Raw genomic sequence first — 21,785 nt, 5'->3', positions numbered from 1 at the left:
TTATTTATGAAAAAATTATTCTCTAAAAAAGCTTTCCCATTTTTACTAGGAACAGCTGCAGTTGTAACAATGCCACTTACAGCAGTCTCATGTTTATATGAAGATGATGTTACTGTAAAATTTGCTAAAAACTATGATGTCAATAACTCATTTGTAAAAAGAACACAAGAGAGAAGTAAAGATGCTGATGTTATAGCTAAATTTAAAGAATGAGAACAAAAACCTGGTTTAATTCAATTCTTTAAAGAACTTGATAACAGTAATGTTATGACTTATACATTCACATACTGAGATTTCTTATTCAAAAATTCATTCGATATTAAAAACGATGATGTAAAAATTGTTGCTGATAAGTTATATACAATTAGCGAAAACCACAAATCAATTTCAGTAGATGAAAAAGTATTTTCAGAAACATTAAAAGATGCAAATAATGATGCAAAAGATAAGGCACGTACATTAGTTGGTAGCGTTGCAACATTACTTAATGACTATTACGCTTCAAAAGATACAAATACAAAACACCCTACTGAAAAAGTTGAAGATTTCGAAAAAGTTGCAATTCAAAAATTAACTGCTAAAGAGTTAGAAGCTGCAGGTTACTCAGAAAAACAAATTGCAATCGTTTCAAAAATTGATTCATTAATGAAAGTTGTTTTCTTCAACGAAGATCCTACTAAATTCATTTCATTAGAAGATGTTAAAGAAGCTCTTAAAATTTACTTTAAAAATTCTCCATTTATGGATGCTATTATTGAAGATGAAACAAGAGATTCAAATAGCAGAATTCTTAAACAAAATACAGCTGATAGAAGTTACAAAATCGATTTCTCAGTAGTTAACAAAATTAATTCAGGTATTTCTTCATCACTTTTCCAATCATTCTTTAAAACAATTCAAGGTTCATTATTAAACTTTGATTATGATTCAACAATTTCTAAAGAACGTGATATGGTTTCTAATATTGTTAACTTATTAATACAAGAATCAAAATCATTCACAATTAAAAGAGATAAAGATGGAAACATTATGACTCAATCATTAATGGGAGTTGGAGGAGGGTTTTCACCTTTATACTTCATTGATGGATTAAACCCAGATACAAATGAACCATCAGATGATTTCAAAATCTTTAAACAAATTTCAATTGATAACATTAATAAGATAACATCTCATAATATTACAGAGTTCAATCAAACAGCTCTTACACCTGAAGAGGCATCTGAATTTAGTGCTGACCCACTTAAATTCTTCCAAACACACAAATATTTAGCTTGATTTGGAACAGAACCTCTTACAGCATATGGATACTTCACATCATTACAAGGACAATACCAAAATGCTAGAATGAAATTGGAAGCATCAACAACTAAAGCCAAAGATAGAGAAGTATTCCAAGCGTATCTTGATCACTGTCAACCAATTTATGACCAAATGATGACAGATATCGCAAGATTAAAAGAAATTGAACTTCAAAAAATTGCTTTATTAAAAGCAAATAATGGTGTTGAAAATGATGAAACTAAAGCTATTGATAAAGAAATTGATGCAATTATGACTCATCAATACAAGTTACCTAGAAGAGCAACAAACTTAAAAGCAACAATAGATGTAACTTTACAAGAAGGGTACAAACAATCATTCAATAAGTTATTACAAGGAAAAGCTAAAGTCGGTACAAACGTTCAATCATTTGCAGAATTATTTGCAAAAATTGGATTTACATTAGGTATCACAAACATCCAAGTAATTCGTGGTAATTCACCAGAACTTGAAAATAATTACTGATTAGAATTCCAAAATAGAAAAACAGGTGAATGATACTTCTTAGATGTATTTAAACTTTACACAGAATTCTATTACACAAGCAATGAATATGTAACTGAAGGTGAAGGGGAAAATGCAACTAAGAAATTAGTTAACAGTATTGGTTCAAGAAAAGATATTTCAAACTTATCAGTTGAATACATTAATAGTCAAATTCAAACTTCATTACCAACAGGATACACAGTATCAGCTGAGTATCTTCCATATGCAAATATTAAATAAGAATTCAAAAAAGTTGAAAAACAAAGGCAAAATCTTAAAAAGGTTTTGCTTTTTTAATTTTCACAAAATGTGAAAAAAATTAATTAAATTTGAATTTAACCTTAACAAATTTCGTAAATTTATTACAATTAAAAATATGTAAAGTTCATATTAAATTAAGTTAAGGAGGCACAATATGCAAACTAAATTTAAATTACTTTTAGCTTCACTTATTTCAATACCAACAGTCGCCGCTGTTGCTGTTTCATGTAATTCAACAAAAACAGATAAACCAACAACTCCAGTTGATGGACAAAACCCATCTAATCCAGAACAACCTAAACCATCATTATCAGTTCAGCCTCTCAGTGTTTCAGTTTCATTAGATAATACAAAAGAAACATTAACAAACTATGTAGAATCATTAGATCAAAACAACACAAAAGAAGTTGAATTTGATTTAACATTAGATGATGATGGTAATGTTTTTGTTAAAAAAGGAACTGTTAAAGAATTTGTCTTCAGATTCGACAGAACAAAGCATGATTTATATAAAAATGAAACTGATGCTAACAATAAAAGATTAAGAACAAAGAAAATTAGATGTAGATTTAACAAAAAGGATAAAAAAGTTACTCTTCGTTTCTGAGATAAACTACACAACAAAGGTGGAGAACAAGTCTTCTTATTTGGAGAAGAAACAACAACAACTCCAAATCAGCCAACTACTCCACCAAATAACCCAGGTACTCAAAATCCTCCTGTAGAACCAACAAATCCACAACCAAACAATCCTAACCCTCAACCTGATTCTGAAACTCAACCAGAACCTGTTAATCCAGAAGAACCTGAAGGATACATTATTAATAGTGAAAAAAGAACAGTATATGTTAGACCACCTTTTGGAGCACAATTTAAACTCAAAAATGACAACACATACTTCACAACAATTTTCGCACACTTAGACTCTCCAGGTGTTGCTAAAAATGCTAAAGATGAACAATCAATAAAAACAGACTACTTCAATATTGAAACAGCAAATGGTAAACCGAAATCAGCAGGTGCTCAAGAAGTTTCTGAATTTTTAGGATTACCAAATGTAGCAAGACATTTTGAATCAATTTCACAAGATAATAGTTTTGTTATTTTTGGTGGTGATACAAACATTAGTGCTGATTTCTTCAGTATTCAAAATCTTTATCCAGAAAGCTATAAATTTACAATTACTAATTTAGGCGACGCTGACAATAAGACTCACTACACATCATTAGGTAGAACAGATGGTGTATATTCACAACCATATGATAAAATGTTCTTTAAGAACAAGAATAAACAACATTTAGAAACATTGACACAAGTTAATACACCTGAATTGGCATTTAAATTTGATATTTGAAGTTCATTTAGAAACAACGTGCTTGCACCTGAAGATATGAACTTAAATTACTACACAAGTAATAAACCTAAAGAACCAATTAGAGCCAGATTGTCAGATCATGCTCCTGTGTGAACTGATGTTAAAGTTAAAAATAATGTTTCTTTACCACATTCAAACCATTCTATAGATTTACATAGAAAAGATGCTAATGCACTTCGTATAGCTCACTGAAATGTATTAAACTATGGAACATCTGATGATTATGAAACATTCCTAAGTGCCAGAGATTTCAAATATATAGCAATCTCAAAAATTATTAAAGCATTAGGATTTGACATAGTTGGTTTAACTGAAATTAACTACGACAGGGCAGATAAAGTTCAAGCTATATTAGATGAATTAAATAAAGATGGTTCAAATTGAAAAATGATTGTTCAAGATAGAAACGAAGCTGTATATCCTCAAGATAGTAAATGAGCTAAATATGACTCACAAAAAGAACAAGTTGTAATTATCTATGATGCAAATATCTTTGATCCTACAAGTTTTAAAAACAACAAAATTGGAGATTCATTCAAAGCTGAAATTCCATTAATATAATGATTATATAAATTTGAAAAATTAAACTGGGACACTAAAAGTGGACAGAAGGTTTAATTAGACATAATAACACCTCAATGTTGTTGGGGTGTTTTTCAATCTAATTTTGATTGAATTCTTCCATTATTGTATCAAAAAATAAACTCATTAATTATTTTGCTAAGATCATCAAAAGTTATCTGGGTTATATCAATTAATTTTAAACATTCAGATTTTAAAATTGAAAAGAAATATTCTGCTTCTCTGTTGTCTAGCGAGTTGCCAACTCTCCCCATTGAAATAACGCCATTATTTTTAGATATTGTTTGCAAATAATCTTTAGATGAATATTGGAAACCATGATCTGAATGTGCTATTCATTGCTTGTCCAATTTTATTTTTGACATGTGTTTCATAACTAAATCTAAATCATTTCTTTTTGACAAATTGTAATTTACAATAAATTTACTTTTGTGGTCAATGGCAATTGACAAAAAAACAAAATTGTTTTCACAATCTTTTGGTGCTGTAATATATGTAACATCTGTTGCGATTATTTGGTTGGTTTCTCCATTGTAATCACGTTTTACGAGGTCTCCAAATTTAACATTTGTGTTTTTTCTTTCTCTATCCTTTTTCTTTCTTCTAATTAAACAATGTAATTGCAATCTATTCATAATTCTACCAATAGTCCTATAATTAAGCAAAATTTGATATTTTTGTTTGATGTAATGTTCTAATCTTTTTCTTCCAAATAGACATTTATTCTTTTTAAATGCCTCTAATATTAATTCATCATTTCTATGATCACTTTTTTGGGTTCTAGATTTTTTTTCTTTAGTTTTTCAATTATGAATTGTTGATTTTGATTTGTTAAATATGATTGCTAATTTCCTAGTTGAAACAGAAGTTTTTTTAATTTTAGATATATCAACATCAAAGTTATTCCTATCGAATGAATCTTTAAAAATTTCCAAAATTTCAATCAATTGTTCTTTTCGCATTTTTCTCATTCTTTTTAACAATATCCATTGGTGTAACTTTGAATTTTTAGGTCTCCCTGTTCCTTTGCCCTTTTAGGAGATTTACCTGTTTGCGATATTAGATTTGTCATTCCTAAATTATATCTTTTATATTTCTCTAAAAATTTCTCTTCGAATATGTAGATTTTTTGTCAAAAAGCTAACACCTTTTATCGTTCGGTATTTAATTTCGAAATCATTTCTTGACATTAAACCCTTCTTATAATCATCATAATCTGAAAAAGTTCTAGTCATTGTTCTTGTTTTAGTTGTTTCATAATAACTCCTTAATATAAAAAACACAAAGTACGGTTTTGTCCATATTTTGTGTCCCAGTTTAAATAGCTAGATTAATCTAGTTATTTTTATTTTAATTTTAATAATGTAAAATTATTAAAATAAATGTCAATAAACTAAAAGGAGTCTTATGTCAAGTGTATTTTTTTGATTAGCAGTTGCGTTTAGTAGTACAGGACTATTGCTATTTGCATCTATTGCTATTACTTATGGAAACTTCATTAATCATGCGAAAATGAATGCAGTACATTTTCAAAACAATGAAAAATTCTTTAATTCTTACAAAATTGATGAAAGAATGAATAAATACTGAAACTTTCATTACATTATGTTAAATATTTTAATTTCGCTGCAATTTATTTTTAATGTATTTGCAATTTGTCTTGCATCAGTATATTTTTTAAAAGATTTTTTAGGAACAAATACTGACAAAGGTATTACTAGAATAACAAACTTACTTATTATCATTGCTTTAATCTTAATGAATGGATACTTCTCATATTTATTATTTAAAAACTTCATTGTAGTAGCTCGTGTATGACATAAAACAATGAGAGGTTGAGAAATTATTGATATAACAGAAGAACATAAAAATCTTGCAGATTATTTCTATTCAAAAATTTCAACTAAAGAATTTCCTAAAAAAATGAAATTAGACAAATTAATAATCAAAAACAGAGCAACAACACTCTCATATAGACTTCCAAATTTCACAAAATTATATAAAAACGCAATATTACCTAAATGATTTAAAGAGGGTAAGGTTCTATACTATGCATTATTTGACACTCAATATGTAAATGTTGATTCAATGCATGTTGATGATACAAATGTTATAGAATCACTTTACCAATTAATTAAAAAGTTTTATTAATTAAAAAATCAACTAGAATTTTCTATCTAGTTGATTTTCATTTACTTTTGATTTAATTCTTTTCAAGCTCTAACATATGAATCATTTTCATTAACTAAAAATTCTTCGATATCTTCAAAATTGAATACAAAGTATGTAATATCGCTGTAGGTTTCTTTGTTTCATTTTCATAATTTAGGAGCAAACAACTCTCTTACACCATTAATAGCTAATCCTATAACACCATTATTCATAAATTTATTGAAGTCACTATTTGCACCAATTTTTTTAAGTTCAAATTCAGTTGAGCTTCCATTATTGTCATATGCTTTAGTGAATAGTTTTGCATTTTCTTTTCATTGTATTTTGCTATTTTTAATTTGTTTAAGTAATTTAACAAATTTTGCATATTGTATAGAATACATAACAATATGAAAAATGAACATTAATGTGATTATTATGCAGCTGCATGCTATTATTAATGTATATAAAACAGATGTATCGAGTGAATCATTAATACTTAATTCTCTAGCTGAATATACTATATCCATAATAGAAAAGACAAGTGAAACAAAAATTCAAGCAGAAAGCATAACAAATGGTATAGTGATATATTTAAAAATCTTTTTAGCTCCATCTAAATACTTTTTATTGACAACTTTATTTTCTTCACTTCATTTTTGAATTTGCACTTGTTTATATGAATTTGTTAATCTTACAGTTTTTTGAATGAAAGAATGTGCAAAAGTTAGTATTACAATTAAAATTGCAAAAAATATGGCTAAGATGAGTAATTGAGCTCCAATTGGCAAATCGTTAAATATTAATTTCATTAAACTCCTTTATTTAATTATTATATTATTTACACGTCTTTTTAAAAATAAAAAACACTCATAAAGAGTGTTTAAATTACATTTTGATGCTTCCGTTTGATCTAGGGTATGGAATTGTTTCTCTAATGTTTTCTGTACCAGTGACATACATAACTAATCTTTCAAATCCAATTCCAAATCCTGAAGTTAACATATGCCCAAATCTACGTAAGTCTAAGTATCATTGTAAGTCTTCTTGGTCAATGCCTAATTCTTTTACACGTGTAACTAATTTATCATAATCAGATTCACGTTCAGAACCACCAATCATTTCTCCTACACCAGGTACTAATAAGTCAAATGCAGCAACTGTTTTACTATCTTCGTTTTGTTTCATATAGAATGCTTTGAAATCTTTAGGGAAGTTAATTACTGCAACAGGTGCTTTATAAAGTTTATCTGTTAAGTATTTTTCATGTTCTGAAGCTAAATCTAAACCGAAGTAAATATCCTTGTTTTCAAAAGTATCTGCAACTTTTTTAAGTTCTTCGATTGCTTCTTTATAATCAATGATTTTTAAAGGTGTTTCAACAAAGTGTTCTAATCTTTTGATTAAACCATTGTTTGTTACTTTATCTAAATATTCAATTTCGGTTTTGTTTTTAGCTAATGTGTTTCTTACAACAACTTTAAGCATATCGTCTGCTAAATGAATAATATCTGATAAGTTGTAGAATGCAACTTCAGGTTCAATCATTCAGAATTCTGCTAAGTGTCTTTTTGTGTTTGAATTTTCTGCTCTAAATGTAGGTGCAAAAGTATAAATTTTGTTCATTCCAACTGCGTAACTTTCACCGTGCAATTGTCCAGTAACACCTAATGTAGCTTTCTTAGATTTTCCAAAGAATGGATCTTTTGATTCGTTATCTGAAACTATAAAAGTTTCTCCAGCTCCCTCTCCATCGTTACTTGTAATAATTGGAGAAGCCATTAAGAAGAATTCTTTTGAAACGAAGTACTTGTGGATTTCATGAGCTAATGTTGATCTAACAAGCATAATTGCTTTAATTAAGTTTGTTCTGTGTCTTAAGTGTGGAATTTCTCTTAATGTTTCAAGGTTGATTTCTTGGTTTTGAATTGGATAATCTTCATCAACTTTTTTTACTGTAACTTCTGTAGCTACTAATTCAATTGGTTGAGGTGCATTTGGTGTTGCATGCAATGAACCTTTAATAATGATTGCTGAACCAGGTTTAGTTTGGTCTAATAAGTCAAAATCAAAAGCTTCGCCTTTGAAGACAACTTGCAAGTTTGAAATAGTTGAACCATCGTTTACTTCAATGAAACGAATTTTTTTGTTTCCTCTGTTTGATGAAACTCACCCTTTAATAGTTACATCGGTTCAACCGTCAAAAAACTCAGGTCTTAATAATATTTTTTTAATTGAGTACATAAATTTCTCCTAATTAATTATTGGTCTTAATTTTAATTATTATCTTGTCTTTTGGACTATTTTTGTCTAATAAATCAAACATATGTGTTTCATTCTCAAAGAAAAGAACAAACTCATTTTTGTTTAACATTAATTTATTATCGTATGAATTCATTTGAACGAATTTAACATCATTATCTTTATTTTCATTCAAAATTTCATTGTTTACATTATTTGGATTTAAATCATAATAAACAACTTCTTTTGTATCAAGTAAATTAATATGAATATCAATAGTGCTATTATGAATTTCACCAAATAAATGGTTATAAAATGGTGTGTAATTAAGTTTCACTATTCTAATATTTTCGTCAATATTAGTTACACCATATGGTAAATTATCAAAATCGTATGAATTAATTAAATTCATTGCTTTACTTAAACTACTATTGCCATAATCATATTTGCCTACGTTGACAAACTTGTCATATATCATTTAACCCTCCTAATAATATAATATTTTAATATTATATTATTTTTTACAACTTATGAACTTAAAGAAAATAAAAAGTATTTTCAGTTAACTTGATAATAAGAAAAACTACTTTTAAGCTAGTGAGTAAGCTTTAAAAGTAGTTGTATAGTTTAATTTATAAGAAATTTTGAGTTTCAAATAATGCTCTATATACTTTAACATAAACTTGCTTATCTTCTGATTTAAGCCAATCTCCGATTGAATCGAAGTTTAATAAGAAGTATGCTAATTTTTCGATGTCAGCTCTGTTTTTCATTTTTCTTGAAGCTATATTAATAGGGAAAATTGAACCAAATGATTCAGCTTTACCATAGAAAACAAAAGGTTTTCAAATAATTAATCTAGGGTTTTTATCATTAAATTTGAATAAGTTTATGTCAGACATTTGTGGTTCAGTTAATTCAACCCCTTCAAACATTTCTACATTAGGACTAAATCTAACTTTCTTAGCTTTTTTGAATTCATCATTTAACCTTTTCTTGAACACAAAAAAGTAAGGAATAATAAACAATGAAAAGAATTGTAAATAACTAATTGGTATAACAACAATCGGGGATAATATTTTATATGTTTCATTAAAACGATCATTACCAGGTAGTAAAAATAGTTCTAAAAATAAAACAACATATAAAACTATGTGAACGAAAAATAAAACTATTGCAGGAATAATAACCTTGTTTTGGATAGTTTTCAATAGATAATCTTTGCCTTCAAGGTATTTTATGTTTACCACTTTGTTTTGTTTATTTCAAATTTTAAGTTGTTCAATTTTTGCATTAGTTAATTTTAGAAGTGATTTGTAGAATAAAAGACCAGATTTTTCGAAAATAACAAATCAACCTAAGATAACTTCAATCACAGAAATTGCGATTAATGTAAAAGGCATATTTTCTCCTTAATATGATTAATATATTAATTATATTAAGTTTTTGAGATGAGTAACAAAAAACACAACTGTATAGCTGTGTCATTAATTATTATAATTTAGCGAAGTGTTCTACTGTTCTAACTAATTGTGAAACGTATGACATTTCGTTGTCATATCATGAAATAACTTTGTAAAGTCTTCCATTTTCTGTTTCTAAAACATCTGTTAATTGAGCGTCAAAGATTGAACCATATGTAGCACCAATGATATCAGAAGATACTAATGGAGCTTCTGTATATAATAATGTTTCACTTGCTGCTGCTTTAACAGCTGCGTTTAATTCTTCAACTGTTGGTTGTTTGTCTAAAACAACTGTTAAGTCAACTACTGAACCTGTAATTGTAGGAACTCTAAGAGCTGAACCACTTAAAACACCTGTAGCTTCTGGAACTACTAATCCGATAGCTTTTGCTGCTCCTGTAGATGTAGGAACAATGTTTTGTGCTGCTGCACGTGCTCTTCTTAAGTCTTTGTGAGGAGCATCTTGTAATCTTTGGTCAGCTGTGTAAGCGTGAACTGTTGTCATGAAACCACTTTTAATTCCGAAGTTGTCAACTAAAACTTTAACAACTGGAGCTAAACAGTTTGTTGTACATGAAGCAGCTGAGATTAATTTGTCTTCGCTTGTTAAGATGTTGTGGTTTACGTTGTAAACGATCGTTTTAACATCTTTATCTGATGGAGCTGAAACAACAACTTTTTTAGCACCTGCTTTTAAGTGTTTTTCTGCACCTTCACGTTTTGTGAAGAATCCTGTTGATTCAACAACAAGGTCAATTCCTAATTCTGCTCAAGGTAAGTTTTCAGGGTCTCTTTCTGATAAAACTTTAATTTCATTTCCATTAACAACAATAGCACCTTCTTTAACTTCAACATCAACTGGTAATGTGTGGTATGCTGTATCGTATTTTAATAAGTGAGCTAATGTAGCTGGATCTGTTAAGTCGTTAACAGCAACAACTTGCATATCTTTTGAGTTTGTTTGTAATAATCTACGTAAGAATAATCTTCCGATTCTTCCAAATCCGTTAATAGCAACTTTTTTCATAATTTTGCTTCCTTTCTATATCTAAACTAAACTTTTGATAATTTATAAAGCTATTTATAAATTGCTTATATATTATACTTTTTTTAAAAAAGTGTATTTATTTAATTTTATAAATTAAATATTAGCTTTTTATCTTTGTGTAGCTTATGAATTAGTCTAAAAATTGAGCGTGATAATTTAACTTTTAATATAATTGCTTTATGAAAAATTCACAAACTATTACTATGTCTGTTAATGAGTTAACTTCAGTTTATGATACTGATAGTTCACTGAAACATTATTTTGAAGCTATTGAAAATGTTGGCATTTTAAATGCTGAAAAATATTGACTAAAAAACCTAAATATTTCTAAAACTGCAAACATTGCAGATTTAGGAACAGGTACTGGACGTTTTATATTCGGAGCACTTGATTTAGGATTTTTAAACCTTGACGGCTATGATATTAGTAAAAATTCAATTAAAAAAGCTAAAGAATATTTAACTCAAAATCATTCAAACAAAACTAACATAAATGTGAATTTTTATGAAGTTGATTTATCAAATTATAAATATCAAAAGCAATACGATTTTATGATCTTCACATTCAATTCACTAATGTGCATTCCTTATAGAATTAATAAAATTAATGCATTAAAAAATGCTTATGCTGCACTAAAACCTAATGGATACATAGTTTTTAGTGCTCACGAAGCTAAAGGTGATATTAATAGAGAAAAATTAATTAAGCAGCAAGAAAAAGAAATTAAGTTTAAAAATATTTCTAATTGAGATAAAGGTGACTTTATCTACTATCAGGAAGGACAAAAAGGTGTTTTATCTTATTATGATTTTCATGAAATTATGTCGCTTTTAAATGAAACTGGAATTAAACAAATTCATAAATATGCACATAGAGATAGTTTAGGAAAAGAAACCCAAAATGCATTAGATTTTAGTGATAATGCTATCTATTATGTAATTAAAAAACAAAGTTAATTGTTAATTTAGTAAATGACTTCTTTATTAATTAAAGAAGAATTCATCTTGTAAATAATTTTAGCAATTAACTTTGTTTTTTGCTAACTTATGCTAAAATATTTTCTATGGAAACAAAAAAAGAAACTTCAGATTACACAAGATTAAAACCAAAACACGAACCAGTTTTAAGATCTACAGTTCAAGCTTACATTGAAACAGGAAACGCTGTAAGTAGTGCATATTTAGTTGAAAAATATAGTAAGGTACATCCTGAATTAGATTTTTCAAGTGCTAAAATGAGATACATTTTAGGTGAGCTTGAAGAGTTAGGTTACCTTATAAAAGAGTCAGGAACAAGTGGAAGAATTCCTACTTTATTAGGTCTTAATTATTATGCTAAATATCTTGCTAAACCACATACATCTGAATTTGAAAACAAAATTGAAGCTATATTAGCAAACAAAAAAGTTGATATTGATAACACAGTTGAAAAAGCAGCTCAAATTATTGCAGATATGTCAGGTTATACAATGATTACAACTAATAATATCGATGATCAAACACTTCTTAAAAGTATTGATTTAGTTGTATTGTCACCTACAAAAGCGACAATTGTATTAGTCACATCAAATGGTGATGTATTTTCAAGAATTTTAAATATTGAAAATAACGAATTTAAAATGACTGATGTTAAAACAGCAGTAAGAATTTTCAAAGAAAGATTAGTTGATAAACCACTTTGTGAAATTCCTGAAACTGTTGCAATTTTAGAACCTATTTTAAAAGAAGCAGTTCAAAAATATCAAGAGCTTATCAACTCATTTGTTAGAAATGTTTTCGGAAACTTCAAGACTAGAACAAGAAATAAAAATAATGTTTATGGAAAAAATAACATTATCTTGAGTCAAAATATTCAAAGAGAAGACCTTTCAAAAATGATTGAGTTGATTGAAAATCACTCAATTTGAGAAAGTATTGAATCTCAAATTGAAGACGAGGAAAACATAAGAATTCAAATTGATAATTCAGGAACATATATGTCTAAGAAAATTAGCAATCATAATCAAATCACTGAAATTGCTATAGTAGGTGCTACTACTTCAAAATATGATGATATGAAGACTGCGCTTGCAATGTTGGAAAGAATTTTAAGCAATAAGAAAAAATAATCTTGCTGTAAAAATTAGGAGTAAAAGAGGAGAAAAATGAATAATTATTTAACAAAAGGAAAGATTTTTGAGGGTAATAAAATTACTGCTGAATTTGAGCTTTTCTTAGATTCAAAAGAAATTATTGAATTTAAAGGTAAAAAAACAATCAGAGTTGGTAAAAATGAATACTTACCTGATTTTGACAAATATTTAATTGGTCAAAAATTTAATAAAAAATTAACTATCAAATTAGTGTTTCCAAGTGATTACATTTTTAAAGACTTCCGTGGTAAAAAAGCTTATGTTAATTTAAAAGACATAAAACTTCAGAATTCACACATTAAAAAAGAAGAATCAAAAGCTAATGATAAAGAGAAAGAATTATTGGCTTCTGAAATTGAAAAACTTAATGCAGAAAAAATTCAATTATCTTCACAAATTGATTCTTTAAATGCAAAAGTTAAAGAATTAGAAAACAAAATTCAATTAGATCAATATACATACAAATTAAAACTTCAAGAATTAGACGGAAACTTCAAGCAAAAATATGAAGAATTAGTTACAAAAACTAATGAAACAAAAAAACAAGAAGTTTTAGAAAACAAAAAATATGCATTATCTAAGTTTTTAGAAGAATTTATGGAACCATATAACAATTATATGGGGGCTATGAATGCTGGTTTAAATTCAGATAATGAAGTTGTTAAAAACTACTGCTTTGGATTTTCAATTGTTGCAAAACAATTTGAAAATCTATTTAACGAAAATGGCGCTCAATTAATTGACCCAATTGTAGGTTCTGAATTCGATGCTCACACTCAAGAAGTTGTTCAAATCGAACACGATAATAATAAAGCTGACAATTCTATTATAAGAGTAGTTAGATATGGTTTAAAAATTGGTGATAGAGTAGTAAAACCTGCATCAGTTGTTATCTCAAAAGTAAAATAAAAAAATTTAGCAAATAAATTATTGTTTTGCTAAATTTCTGTTATAATATATTCAATTAAAAAGAGGATGAAAAAACATTTTATTGCAAAAGGAGATTAAATATGGCTAAAGAAATAGTATTAGGAATTGACTTAGGTACAACAAACTCTGTTGTTACTGTTATTGAAAATAAACAACCTGTTGTTTTAGAAAACCCTAATGGGAAAAGAACAACTCCATCAGTAGTTGCATTTAAAGGAGATGAAATTATTGTTGGGGATGCTGCTAAAAGACAAGTTGAAACAAACCCAAACACAGTTGTTTCTATAAAAAGATTAATGGGAACAGATAAAACAGTTAAACTAAATGGAAAAGATTACAAACCTGAAGAAATTTCAGCAATGATCTTACAATATATGAAAGATTATGCAGAAGCCAAATTAGGTAAAAAAGTAACTAAAGCTGTTATTACAGTTCCAGCTTACTTTGACAATGCTCAACGTGAAGCTACAAAAATAGCAGGTAAAATTGCTGGATTAGATGTTCTTAGAATTATCAATGAACCTACTGCAGCTGCACTTGCATTCGGTTTAGAAAAAACTGATAAATCAATGAAAGTTCTTGTTTATGACTTAGGTGGAGGAACATTTGATGTTTCTGTTCTTGAATTAGAAAACGGAACATTTGAAGTTTTATCAACTTCAGGAGACAACCACTTAGGTGGAGATGACTGAGATCACGCTATTGTTGAATGAATGATTTCACAAATTAAATCAAAATACGATTTTGACGTAAGAAGCGACAAAATGGCTATGTCAAGATTAAAAGAAACAGCTGAAAAAGCAAAGATTGACTTATCAAACCAATCAACAGCTGCTATTAACTTACCATTCTTAGCAATTACACCAAACGGACCATTAAACGTTGAATTAGAATTAAAACGTAGCGAATTCGAAGCTATGACAGCTAACTTATTAGATAGAACAAGAAAACCTATTGAAGATGCTTTAAAAGAAGCTGGAATTACAGCTAACGACTTACACGAAGTATTATTAGTTGGTGGATCAACAAGAATGCCGGCTGTTCAAGAAATGGTAAAAAGAACATTAGGTAAAGAACCTAACCGTTCAATTAACCCAGATGAAGTTGTTTCAATCGGTGCTGCTATTCAAGGTGCTGTTTTAGCAGGTGACATTGATGACATTTTATTACTTGATGTTACACCATTAACATTAGGTATTGAAACACTTGGAGGTATTGCAACACCACTTATCCCAAGAAATACAACAATCCCAGTTACAAAATCTCAAATCTTCTCAACAGCTGCAGATAACCAAACAGAAGTGACAATTACTGTTGTTCAAGGTGAAAGAGAAATGGCTTCAGACAACAAATTATTAGGACAATTCAACCTTTCAGGTATTGAACCAGCCCCTAGAGGAATTCCTCAAATTGAAGTTAGCTTCTCAATTGACGTTAACGGTATTACAACAGTTAAAGCTAAAGACGTTAAAACAAATAAAGAACAATCAATCACAATTCAAAACTCTTCGAAATTATCAGAAGCAGAAATTGAAAGAATGATTAAAGAAGCTGAATTAAACAAAGAAGCTGACAAAAAACGTAAAGAAGAAGCTGAAACAATCGTTAGAGCCGAATCATTAATTGACCAAATTAAGAAAGCTAATGCAGAACAAGGTGACAAATTAGATGAAAAAGCTAAAGCAGAATCTGAAAAATTAATTAGTGAATTACAAGAATTAATTAACAAAAAAGACATTCCTGCTCTTAAAACAAAATTAGACCAAGTTGAAGAAGTTATCAGAAACTTTGCTAATGCATCAGCTCAACAAAATGCTCAAAATACACAACAAGCATCACAAAATAACTCAGATGAAGATGTTGCTGAAGTAGTTGAAGAATAATTTATATAGATATTAAGACACTATAGTGCAAACTATGGTGTTTTTATTTGCTTTTGTAAGTAAAAAAACTTAATAAAACCAATTTATTTCTATATTTATTATTAATAAATATATGTTTTTGTCAGATTTATAAATAGTGCATTAAATTGTTTAAAAATTTAATAAAAAAATTTTCATAGTATAAAAAATATACTATAATAAGTTAGCACAAGGCACCATAGCCAAACGGCCAAGGCATGAGTCTGCAAAACTTTGATTACGGGTTCGAATCCCGTTGGTGCCTCCATAAATGCGCCCGTAGCTCAATTGGACAGAGCGTTAGGTTACGGCCCTAAAGGTTACGAGTTCGAGTCTTGTCGGGCGCGCCAGATGTTGCTTTGCTTTGTGCGAGAAAATAAAAAATTTAAAAATTTCGTTATAAAAAATTAATTGTGTGTTATAATATTTACACCAATAACGAATGCGAGTGTAGTTTAATGGTAGAACTTCAGCCTTCCAAGCTGACTGTGAGGGTTCGATTCCCTTCACTCGCTCCATATCAGCGAGAAATCGCTGACCTCATTTGTTTTTTTGTTATGAAAGACAGCTCCCTTTTGGGAGTTGTTTTTTATCTTTTTTACTTACTAAAATTTACTTATTACTTATAATATAAAAATATATGAAGACAAAAATATATGACGACAAAGAACTATTAAGCCAAAAATTTGTGAAAACATTAGAATATAAAGGTAATCATTGATATATCAATGATTTATTTATAAGTCTTTTGAATAAAAAGATGATAATTAAATCAATTTCTCAAATAATAACCTTTTTAATAATTGTTACATTTGTTGTTTTAGCAATTTTTGGAAAATCAAATGTAGTTGAGAATAATCAATGGTATACATACTTAATTTTTGCTCCAATAATTTGAGTTATTTATTCTCTTAAATCACTCTACGATGCTAGTGAGATAGCTAAAAAAGTTAAAAATGGTTATTACACACTTAACCCGAGAATGCATTTTGTATTAAGTAATAAAAAGCATCTTATTAATTCGCTTTATATAACAGCAGTAATACCACCTGTTGATGTTTTTTACAAAATTTTCTTTATAAACACCTTATACCTTTCAGATAAGGAAAGAAATTCGATTGAAAAAGTTGATGAATTAATTTATTTAATCAATTTAGAATCTGAAAACAAGTTTTCAAGATTAAAAAATGTTGAATTCAAATTCGATGTTTATGAAATGTCAATTGCCGGAATAACAATGGGACTATTTTTAATAGTTCAGACACTTGTTAAATTTACAGCACTTTCAAAAGTTGGATTAAATTTTGAATATGTGTTTTATATTATCTATGCAATCTTTTTCACAACTTATAAAGCAGCACTTTTAGGAGTTGCGTCAGACTTTTTTGCACTATTATTTAATGGTGGAATTTGATCTTGATACTGAATGTATGCAATAGTGCCGATTGCAGTTGTATTGATTACAAAACTATTCATTTTTATGTATAAGACAAAGTCAATGAAAGCGGTTATCGCAACTTTTGTAACGATACTTATTTCACTCTTTTCTACCTTCCTTACAGTTATTTTAGTATCGAATTCAGATAATCCAAAATTCTTTGTTAAAAATAAAAAAACTAAATTAATTGAGGGTCTTAAGATCAGTAAAATTTTTGGAGTCGGCGCTCTTACAGATGCTACTTTATACATAATAATTGTAATTTCATTTATTTTAACTTTTGTTCTGTTGTTCATAATGCTCTATGTGTACACAAAACAAGATCAAAATAAGAGAATTGCAAGTTATTTCATAAACTTATTTATGATTATCGGAATAGTTCTAATTGTTATGGTTGTATGTAGATGAATTTATGGACCTTATGTCTTCATTAATTATGCAAACTTATTCTTAAAACGTAATTACACAGTAGGGAATAATTATCTAATAATTATGATACCAATCATATTCAGAACCTTAATTTCAATTCCGATTTATGTACTTATTTTATCTACTTTATTCTCACTTCTTGAATTAATCAAAAACAAGATTGAAGCAAGAAAAAATGTTAAATATATCTAACTAAAAGTTAGATATTTTTTTAAACTTTCTATACCATAGAACTAAAAGCAAAATACACAAAAACATTTTTTTAATATAATTAAAAAAATATTTAAGGAGTATTTTATGAGTAATAAAAAATCAAGAAGAGAAATCAGGTTAAATGTTATTCAAGTTCTTTACAAATACGAACTTTTAAATGAAGCAATCGATGTTCCTGCCGCAGTTACTGAATTTGATTTTATTGATATTGAAGAAACAAAAAGATTAAGTTTAATTGCATCTAACTACAAGTTTTTAAGAAAGACTTTATCATCGCTTTTAAACAGTGACTGAAGTTGAGAAAGACTTTCTCCAGTTGTTAGAGCAATAATTTTAAACGGTGCTTTTGAGTTGTTCAATAATCAACCTAAAATTGTTTTCAATGAGTCAGTTGAAATTACAAAAATGTTCTTCCCACCAGCATTAGACCAATCAAACGTGACACAAGAAGAAAGCTACTACAAGTTTGTTAATGGTATTTTAGAAAACTATTACAAATTAATTCAGTTAATGGATAAAGCAAAATAATGTCATCAATCAAAATTAACAATCTTAAATTTGTAATTGCATACAACTCACATCTAAAAAAGATTATCAAGCAATTTTATTTTACAATTGAGCAGTTCGCTAACTACAAGTTAATCAAAAAGCAAGCAGATAATTCAGCTTACAGTAAAAAAGAAATGAGTATTTCTTCAAATACACTTAATGAACTTATTGATAAGTTTTTAAGTCACATTGAATTTGAAGAAAATGCAACTGATGCTCAAAAGCAAATGATTAGCAACTTTTATCATTTTATGTTCTATCAACTAATTGCTAAATATTACAACATTGATAATTTGACTTTTGATATTGAGTATTTAGAAAATAACCAAATTAAGTTAGTTAACAATAAGTCATTATCAAAAAAAGAAACTAAACACGAGTTTGATCTTTTAGTTAATAAAGTTAAAAGAACATACTATTATGACTTTTTAGATGAGTTTCAAAAATTGCCAAATTACAACACTGTTTTACGTTCTATTCTAAAGAAGGTGCTTTAATGAAAAATAAAGAAATTAGAGAACAATTTCCAATCTTAAAGTCTATTGTTTATTTTGATTCAGCTGCCTTAGTTTTAAAACCTCAAACTGCAGTTGATGCTTTAGTTGATTTTTATTCTAACAGATCAATTTCATCACGTACAGCAGATACACCAATCGGTAGTGAAGTTAATCAAACAATTTCAAGAGTTCGTTCAAAAGTTGCTGATTTAATCAATGCAAAAGAAACAGAAGTTATATTCACATCAGGAACAACTGAATCAATTAATATGTTTGCTCAAATGATGGGACAAATTCTAAAAGATGGTGATGAAATTTTATTAAGCTCATACAATCACTCTTCAAACATTATTCCTTGATTAGAAATTGCTAAAAAAACAAATTCAAAAGTTGTTGTATCAAATGACATTTTAAGCGACATTAATGAGAAAACTAAACTCATTTCATTTTCTAACGAAACTAACAACTTTAATATTTCATTAGATATTAATGCAATTTGTAAGATAGCAAAAGAAAAAAATATTGTAATTTTAGCTGATGCAGCACAAGCTATTAGTCATAAAAAAACTTCCTTAAATGATTTTGATGCAATAGCATTCAGCACAAATAAATTTTATGGACCAACAGGAATGGGTGTCTTAGCAATTAAAGATACATTACTTTCACAATTTAGACCAGTTAAATTTGGTGGTGGTTCAGTTGATGCGATCGGTAAAGATAATAATTGAACTATTAAAAAGACAATTTCAAGATTTGAACCAGGGACACCTGATTTAGGTGGTTTCTTTATGTTTGATAAATCACTTGATTTTTTCAACTCAATTGGATATGAAAAAACTCAAGAAATTCTTAAGGATTTATCAACTTATTTACACAATCAATTAGCTACATTAGATAATATTGAAGTTTTTTCAAAATCAGGTGACAACATTGCACTTATTAATGTAAAGGGAATTAATCCTCAAGACGTTGCTACTTATTTAGGTTCAAAAGGAATTTACACAATAGCAGGAATTTTCTGTGCTCCTTATTTAAGAAACATTCAAGATAATTATTCATTTTTAAGAATTTCACTTGGAATTTACAATTCATATGAAGATATTGACAAACTCATTGAAGAGTTAAAAAATGGAGGTGACTTTTATGCGTTTTAATCAAAATGAAGCTCGTGAAATGATTATGGAGCATTACAAAAACCCAGTTAACAAAAAAGATTTAGATGATAAATTTCAAACTCATTACAGTAATACTTGTTCTGACAAAGTTCAATTAGACATTCAATGAGAAAATGACAAAATCAAAGTAGCAAACTTTAACGGAATTGGATGTGCAATTTTTGTTGCTTCAACTGATATGTTCTTAAGTTTAATTAAAAACAAAACTAAAGAAGAAATCTCAAATCTTATTTCGCTTTTTGAAAAGTTTGTTAATCAAGAACAATTAAGCTATGAGCAAATTACAAAATTAGAAAATCTTTGAGTTTTCTATAATGTTAAATCACACTTAAATAGAGTTAATTGTGCACTTTTAATCACAAAAGCTTACCAAGATGAGAACAACAACTAAAAAACCAATTATTTTCCATATTGACTTTGATAGTTACTTTGCATCAGTAGCAAGATTAAAATATCCACTACTCAAAGGAAAACCAATTGCAATATGCAAAAGTAAATCACATGCAATAGCTGTATCTATTAGTTATGAATTAAAAAATACAAAATTAGTTCGTGTTGGAATGAAAAAAGAAGAAATTAGAAAACTGGTTCCTGAAACAGTGTTCGTCGATGTTGATATGGATTTATGCATTAGTACATCTAACTCTATTTTTGGTTTTTTAGGTAGAAAATACACTGAAAATATTCATATATCCTCAATTGATGAATGTTTTTTAGATGTAACTAATTTAGTTTATAAAACAAAAGTTTCGCCAAAGTTTTTAGCTAGACAAATCCAACAAGAAATCTTAAGAGTCTTTGATATTCCGATCACAATCGGTATATCTCACAACAAATTTTTAGCGAAGATGACTACTAACATTTCGAAACCATTTGGAATTGGATTTACTAATGAAGCTAATTTCAAAGATCAATTCTTTCACTTACCAATTGGTGAATTTCACGGAATTGGTTGAAGGTCTGCTCCAAAACTTGAATCAATGGGGCTAAAAACAATTGGTGACCTTTATAAAGTATCTACAAATATGTTGCTAATGCAAACATTATTTGGTAAGTATGCTGAAACAATAATTAAAAATTTACAACCTTATTATTATGAAAATATTCAACATCACGAAAAACAACTTCAAGGGTTAGGGAACGAAATTACTTTTGAAGATTACTATATGGATGAAGAAATTAAAATCAAATACTTTGATGATCTAATTAAAAAAGTTTCAGGAAGAGCTATTAAACACAATTTAGTTGGAAATGTAGTTTCTGTTTTAATCAGAACCAAAGAGAAAAAATGATTTACAAAGCAACATAAAATTTCCAAATATATCAACACGTATGAAGATTTACATAGAGTCGCTTTTGATTTATTTGATAAACACTTCAGGGATAAAGAATACATTGGTATAGGTGTAAGAATATCAGGTCTTAGAGATGTTTTTGATATTTACATACCAGTTCCATTATTCCAGGAAGCGACTGAAATTAAAAAGTATGAAAACTTAAATATTAACTTTGCAAACATTGGTGTAACTAAAAATGTAAACAAAGAAAAAAGCAAATTCACCTTACAAGGTAGCTTATACAGAAAGTAG

At 28.0% G+C, this 21,785-nt stretch carries 19 protein-coding genes and 3 tRNA genes; 16 read left to right on the top strand and 6 right to left on the bottom strand.

The window, feature by feature from the left end:
• The first annotated feature begins 6 nt into the window (after positions 1–6).
• Complete coding sequence (locus tag NPA13_RS02305; RefSeq protein WP_257088840.1) at positions 7–2,049, top strand: hypothetical protein; 2,043 nt, start codon at positions 7–9, stop codon at positions 2,047–2,049.
• A 175-nt stretch (positions 2,050–2,224) separates the two neighbouring features.
• Complete coding sequence (locus tag NPA13_RS02300; protein WP_257088839.1) at positions 2,225–4,006, top strand: Vmc-like lipoprotein signal peptide domain-containing protein; 1,782 nt, start codon at positions 2,225–2,227, stop codon at positions 4,004–4,006.
• Positions 4,007–4,059: 53 nt separating this feature from the next.
• On the opposite strand, the gene NPA13_RS02295 is transcribed toward NPA13_RS02300, so the two are convergent.
• Complete coding sequence (locus NPA13_RS02295; protein WP_257088837.1) at positions 4,060–4,998, bottom strand: IS3 family transposase; 939 nt, start codon at positions 4,996–4,998, stop codon at positions 4,060–4,062.
• Positions 4,999–5,434: 436 nt separating this feature from the next.
• Here NPA13_RS02295 and NPA13_RS02290 point away from each other — a divergent pair, with 436 nt between their 5' ends.
• The gene (locus NPA13_RS02290) at positions 5,435–6,178 is read left to right on the top strand and encodes a hypothetical protein (RefSeq protein ID WP_257088835.1); all 744 of its coding nucleotides are present in this window, start codon (positions 5,435–5,437) and stop codon (positions 6,176–6,178) included.
• A 41-nt stretch (positions 6,179–6,219) separates the two neighbouring features.
• Here the strand turns inward: NPA13_RS02290 and NPA13_RS02285 are convergent, their stop codons facing one another.
• The 5 genes from NPA13_RS02285 to gap all read right to left on the bottom strand — a co-directional run bounded on the left by NPA13_RS02285 (position 6,220) and on the right by gap (position 10,915).
• On the bottom strand, positions 6,220–6,990 hold the full coding sequence (locus NPA13_RS02285; RefSeq protein ID WP_257088833.1) for a hypothetical protein: 771 nt from the start codon (positions 6,988–6,990) through the stop codon (positions 6,220–6,222).
• 76 nt (positions 6,991–7,066) lie between these two features.
• On the bottom strand, positions 7,067–8,422 hold the full coding sequence (gene asnS / locus NPA13_RS02280) for an asparagine--tRNA ligase (RefSeq protein ID WP_257088831.1): 1,356 nt from the start codon (positions 8,420–8,422) through the stop codon (positions 7,067–7,069).
• A gap of 13 nt (positions 8,423–8,435) precedes the next feature.
• The gene (locus NPA13_RS02275) at positions 8,436–8,897 is read right to left on the bottom strand and encodes a YhcH/YjgK/YiaL family protein (RefSeq protein WP_257088829.1); all 462 of its coding nucleotides are present in this window, start codon (positions 8,895–8,897) and stop codon (positions 8,436–8,438) included.
• Between the two features lie 154 nt (positions 8,898–9,051).
• The gene (locus tag NPA13_RS02270; protein ID WP_257088827.1) at positions 9,052–9,822 is read right to left on the bottom strand and encodes a hypothetical protein; all 771 of its coding nucleotides are present in this window, start codon (positions 9,820–9,822) and stop codon (positions 9,052–9,054) included.
• Positions 9,823–9,913: 91 nt separating this feature from the next.
• Positions 9,914–10,915: a type I glyceraldehyde-3-phosphate dehydrogenase gene (gene gap / locus NPA13_RS02265; protein ID WP_323188493.1), complete on the bottom strand. Its 1,002-nt coding sequence runs from the start codon at positions 10,913–10,915 to the stop codon at positions 9,914–9,916.
• A 197-nt stretch (positions 10,916–11,112) separates the two neighbouring features.
• On the opposite strand from gap, the gene NPA13_RS02260 reads away from it, so the two are divergent.
• The 13 genes from NPA13_RS02260 to NPA13_RS02200 all read left to right on the top strand — a co-directional run bounded on the left by NPA13_RS02260 (position 11,113) and on the right by NPA13_RS02200 (position 21,785).
• Positions 11,113–11,889, top strand: coding sequence for a bifunctional 2-polyprenyl-6-hydroxyphenol methylase/3-demethylubiquinol 3-O-methyltransferase UbiG (locus NPA13_RS02260; RefSeq protein WP_257088823.1), 777 nt, complete (start codon positions 11,113–11,115; stop codon positions 11,887–11,889).
• Positions 11,890–11,996: 107 nt separating this feature from the next.
• On the top strand, positions 11,997–13,040 hold the full coding sequence (locus NPA13_RS02255) for a heat-inducible transcriptional repressor HrcA (RefSeq protein WP_257088821.1): 1,044 nt from the start codon (positions 11,997–11,999) through the stop codon (positions 13,038–13,040).
• Positions 13,041–13,076: 36 nt separating this feature from the next.
• The gene (gene grpE / locus NPA13_RS02250; RefSeq protein ID WP_257088819.1) at positions 13,077–13,973 is read left to right on the top strand and encodes a nucleotide exchange factor GrpE; all 897 of its coding nucleotides are present in this window, start codon (positions 13,077–13,079) and stop codon (positions 13,971–13,973) included.
• A gap of 101 nt (positions 13,974–14,074) precedes the next feature.
• Positions 14,075–15,877, top strand: a complete 1,803-nt coding sequence (gene dnaK, locus NPA13_RS02245) for a molecular chaperone DnaK (protein WP_257088817.1) — start codon at positions 14,075–14,077, stop codon at positions 15,875–15,877.
• Between the two features lie 211 nt (positions 15,878–16,088).
• Positions 16,089–16,163: transfer RNA gene (locus NPA13_RS02240), tRNA-Cys, on the top strand.
• Positions 16,164–16,168: 5 nt separating this feature from the next.
• Positions 16,169–16,245: transfer RNA gene (locus tag NPA13_RS02235), tRNA-Arg, on the top strand.
• A gap of 94 nt (positions 16,246–16,339) precedes the next feature.
• A tRNA-Gly gene (locus NPA13_RS02230) sits at positions 16,340–16,413 on the top strand.
• A 122-nt stretch (positions 16,414–16,535) separates the two neighbouring features.
• Positions 16,536–17,954 (top strand): hypothetical protein, encoded by a 1,419-nt coding sequence (locus NPA13_RS02225; protein ID WP_257088815.1) that lies wholly within the window; start codon positions 16,536–16,538, stop codon positions 17,952–17,954.
• 105 nt (positions 17,955–18,059) lie between these two features.
• Entirely contained in the window at positions 18,060–18,503 is a 444-nt protein-coding gene (locus NPA13_RS02220; protein ID WP_257088813.1) for a transcription antitermination protein NusB, read from the top strand.
• Entirely contained in the window at positions 18,503–19,021 is a 519-nt protein-coding gene (locus tag NPA13_RS02215; RefSeq protein ID WP_257088811.1) for a hypothetical protein, read from the top strand. Before NPA13_RS02220 ends, NPA13_RS02215 begins: the two co-directional genes overlap by 1 nt.
• Entirely contained in the window at positions 19,021–20,175 is a 1,155-nt protein-coding gene (locus tag NPA13_RS02210) for an aminotransferase class V-fold PLP-dependent enzyme (protein WP_257088809.1), read from the top strand. The genes NPA13_RS02215 and NPA13_RS02210 overlap by 1 nt, the downstream gene beginning before the upstream one ends.
• Positions 20,165–20,587, top strand: coding sequence for a Fe-S cluster assembly sulfur transfer protein SufU (gene sufU / locus NPA13_RS02205; RefSeq protein WP_257088807.1), 423 nt, complete (start codon positions 20,165–20,167; stop codon positions 20,585–20,587). The genes NPA13_RS02210 and sufU overlap by 11 nt, the downstream gene beginning before the upstream one ends.
• Positions 20,571–21,785, top strand: coding sequence for a DNA polymerase IV (locus NPA13_RS02200; RefSeq protein WP_257088805.1), 1,215 nt, complete (start codon positions 20,571–20,573; stop codon positions 21,783–21,785). The genes sufU and NPA13_RS02200 overlap by 17 nt, the downstream gene beginning before the upstream one ends.

Source organism: Mycoplasma sp. 2045 (genome assembly GCF_024582715.1).
Classification (GTDB): domain Bacteria; phylum Bacillota_I; class Bacilli_A; order Mycoplasmatales; family Metamycoplasmataceae; genus Mycoplasmopsis.
The sequence above is the reverse complement of the archived record's forward strand: the minus strand, read 5'-3'. Positions and strand labels throughout refer to the sequence as shown.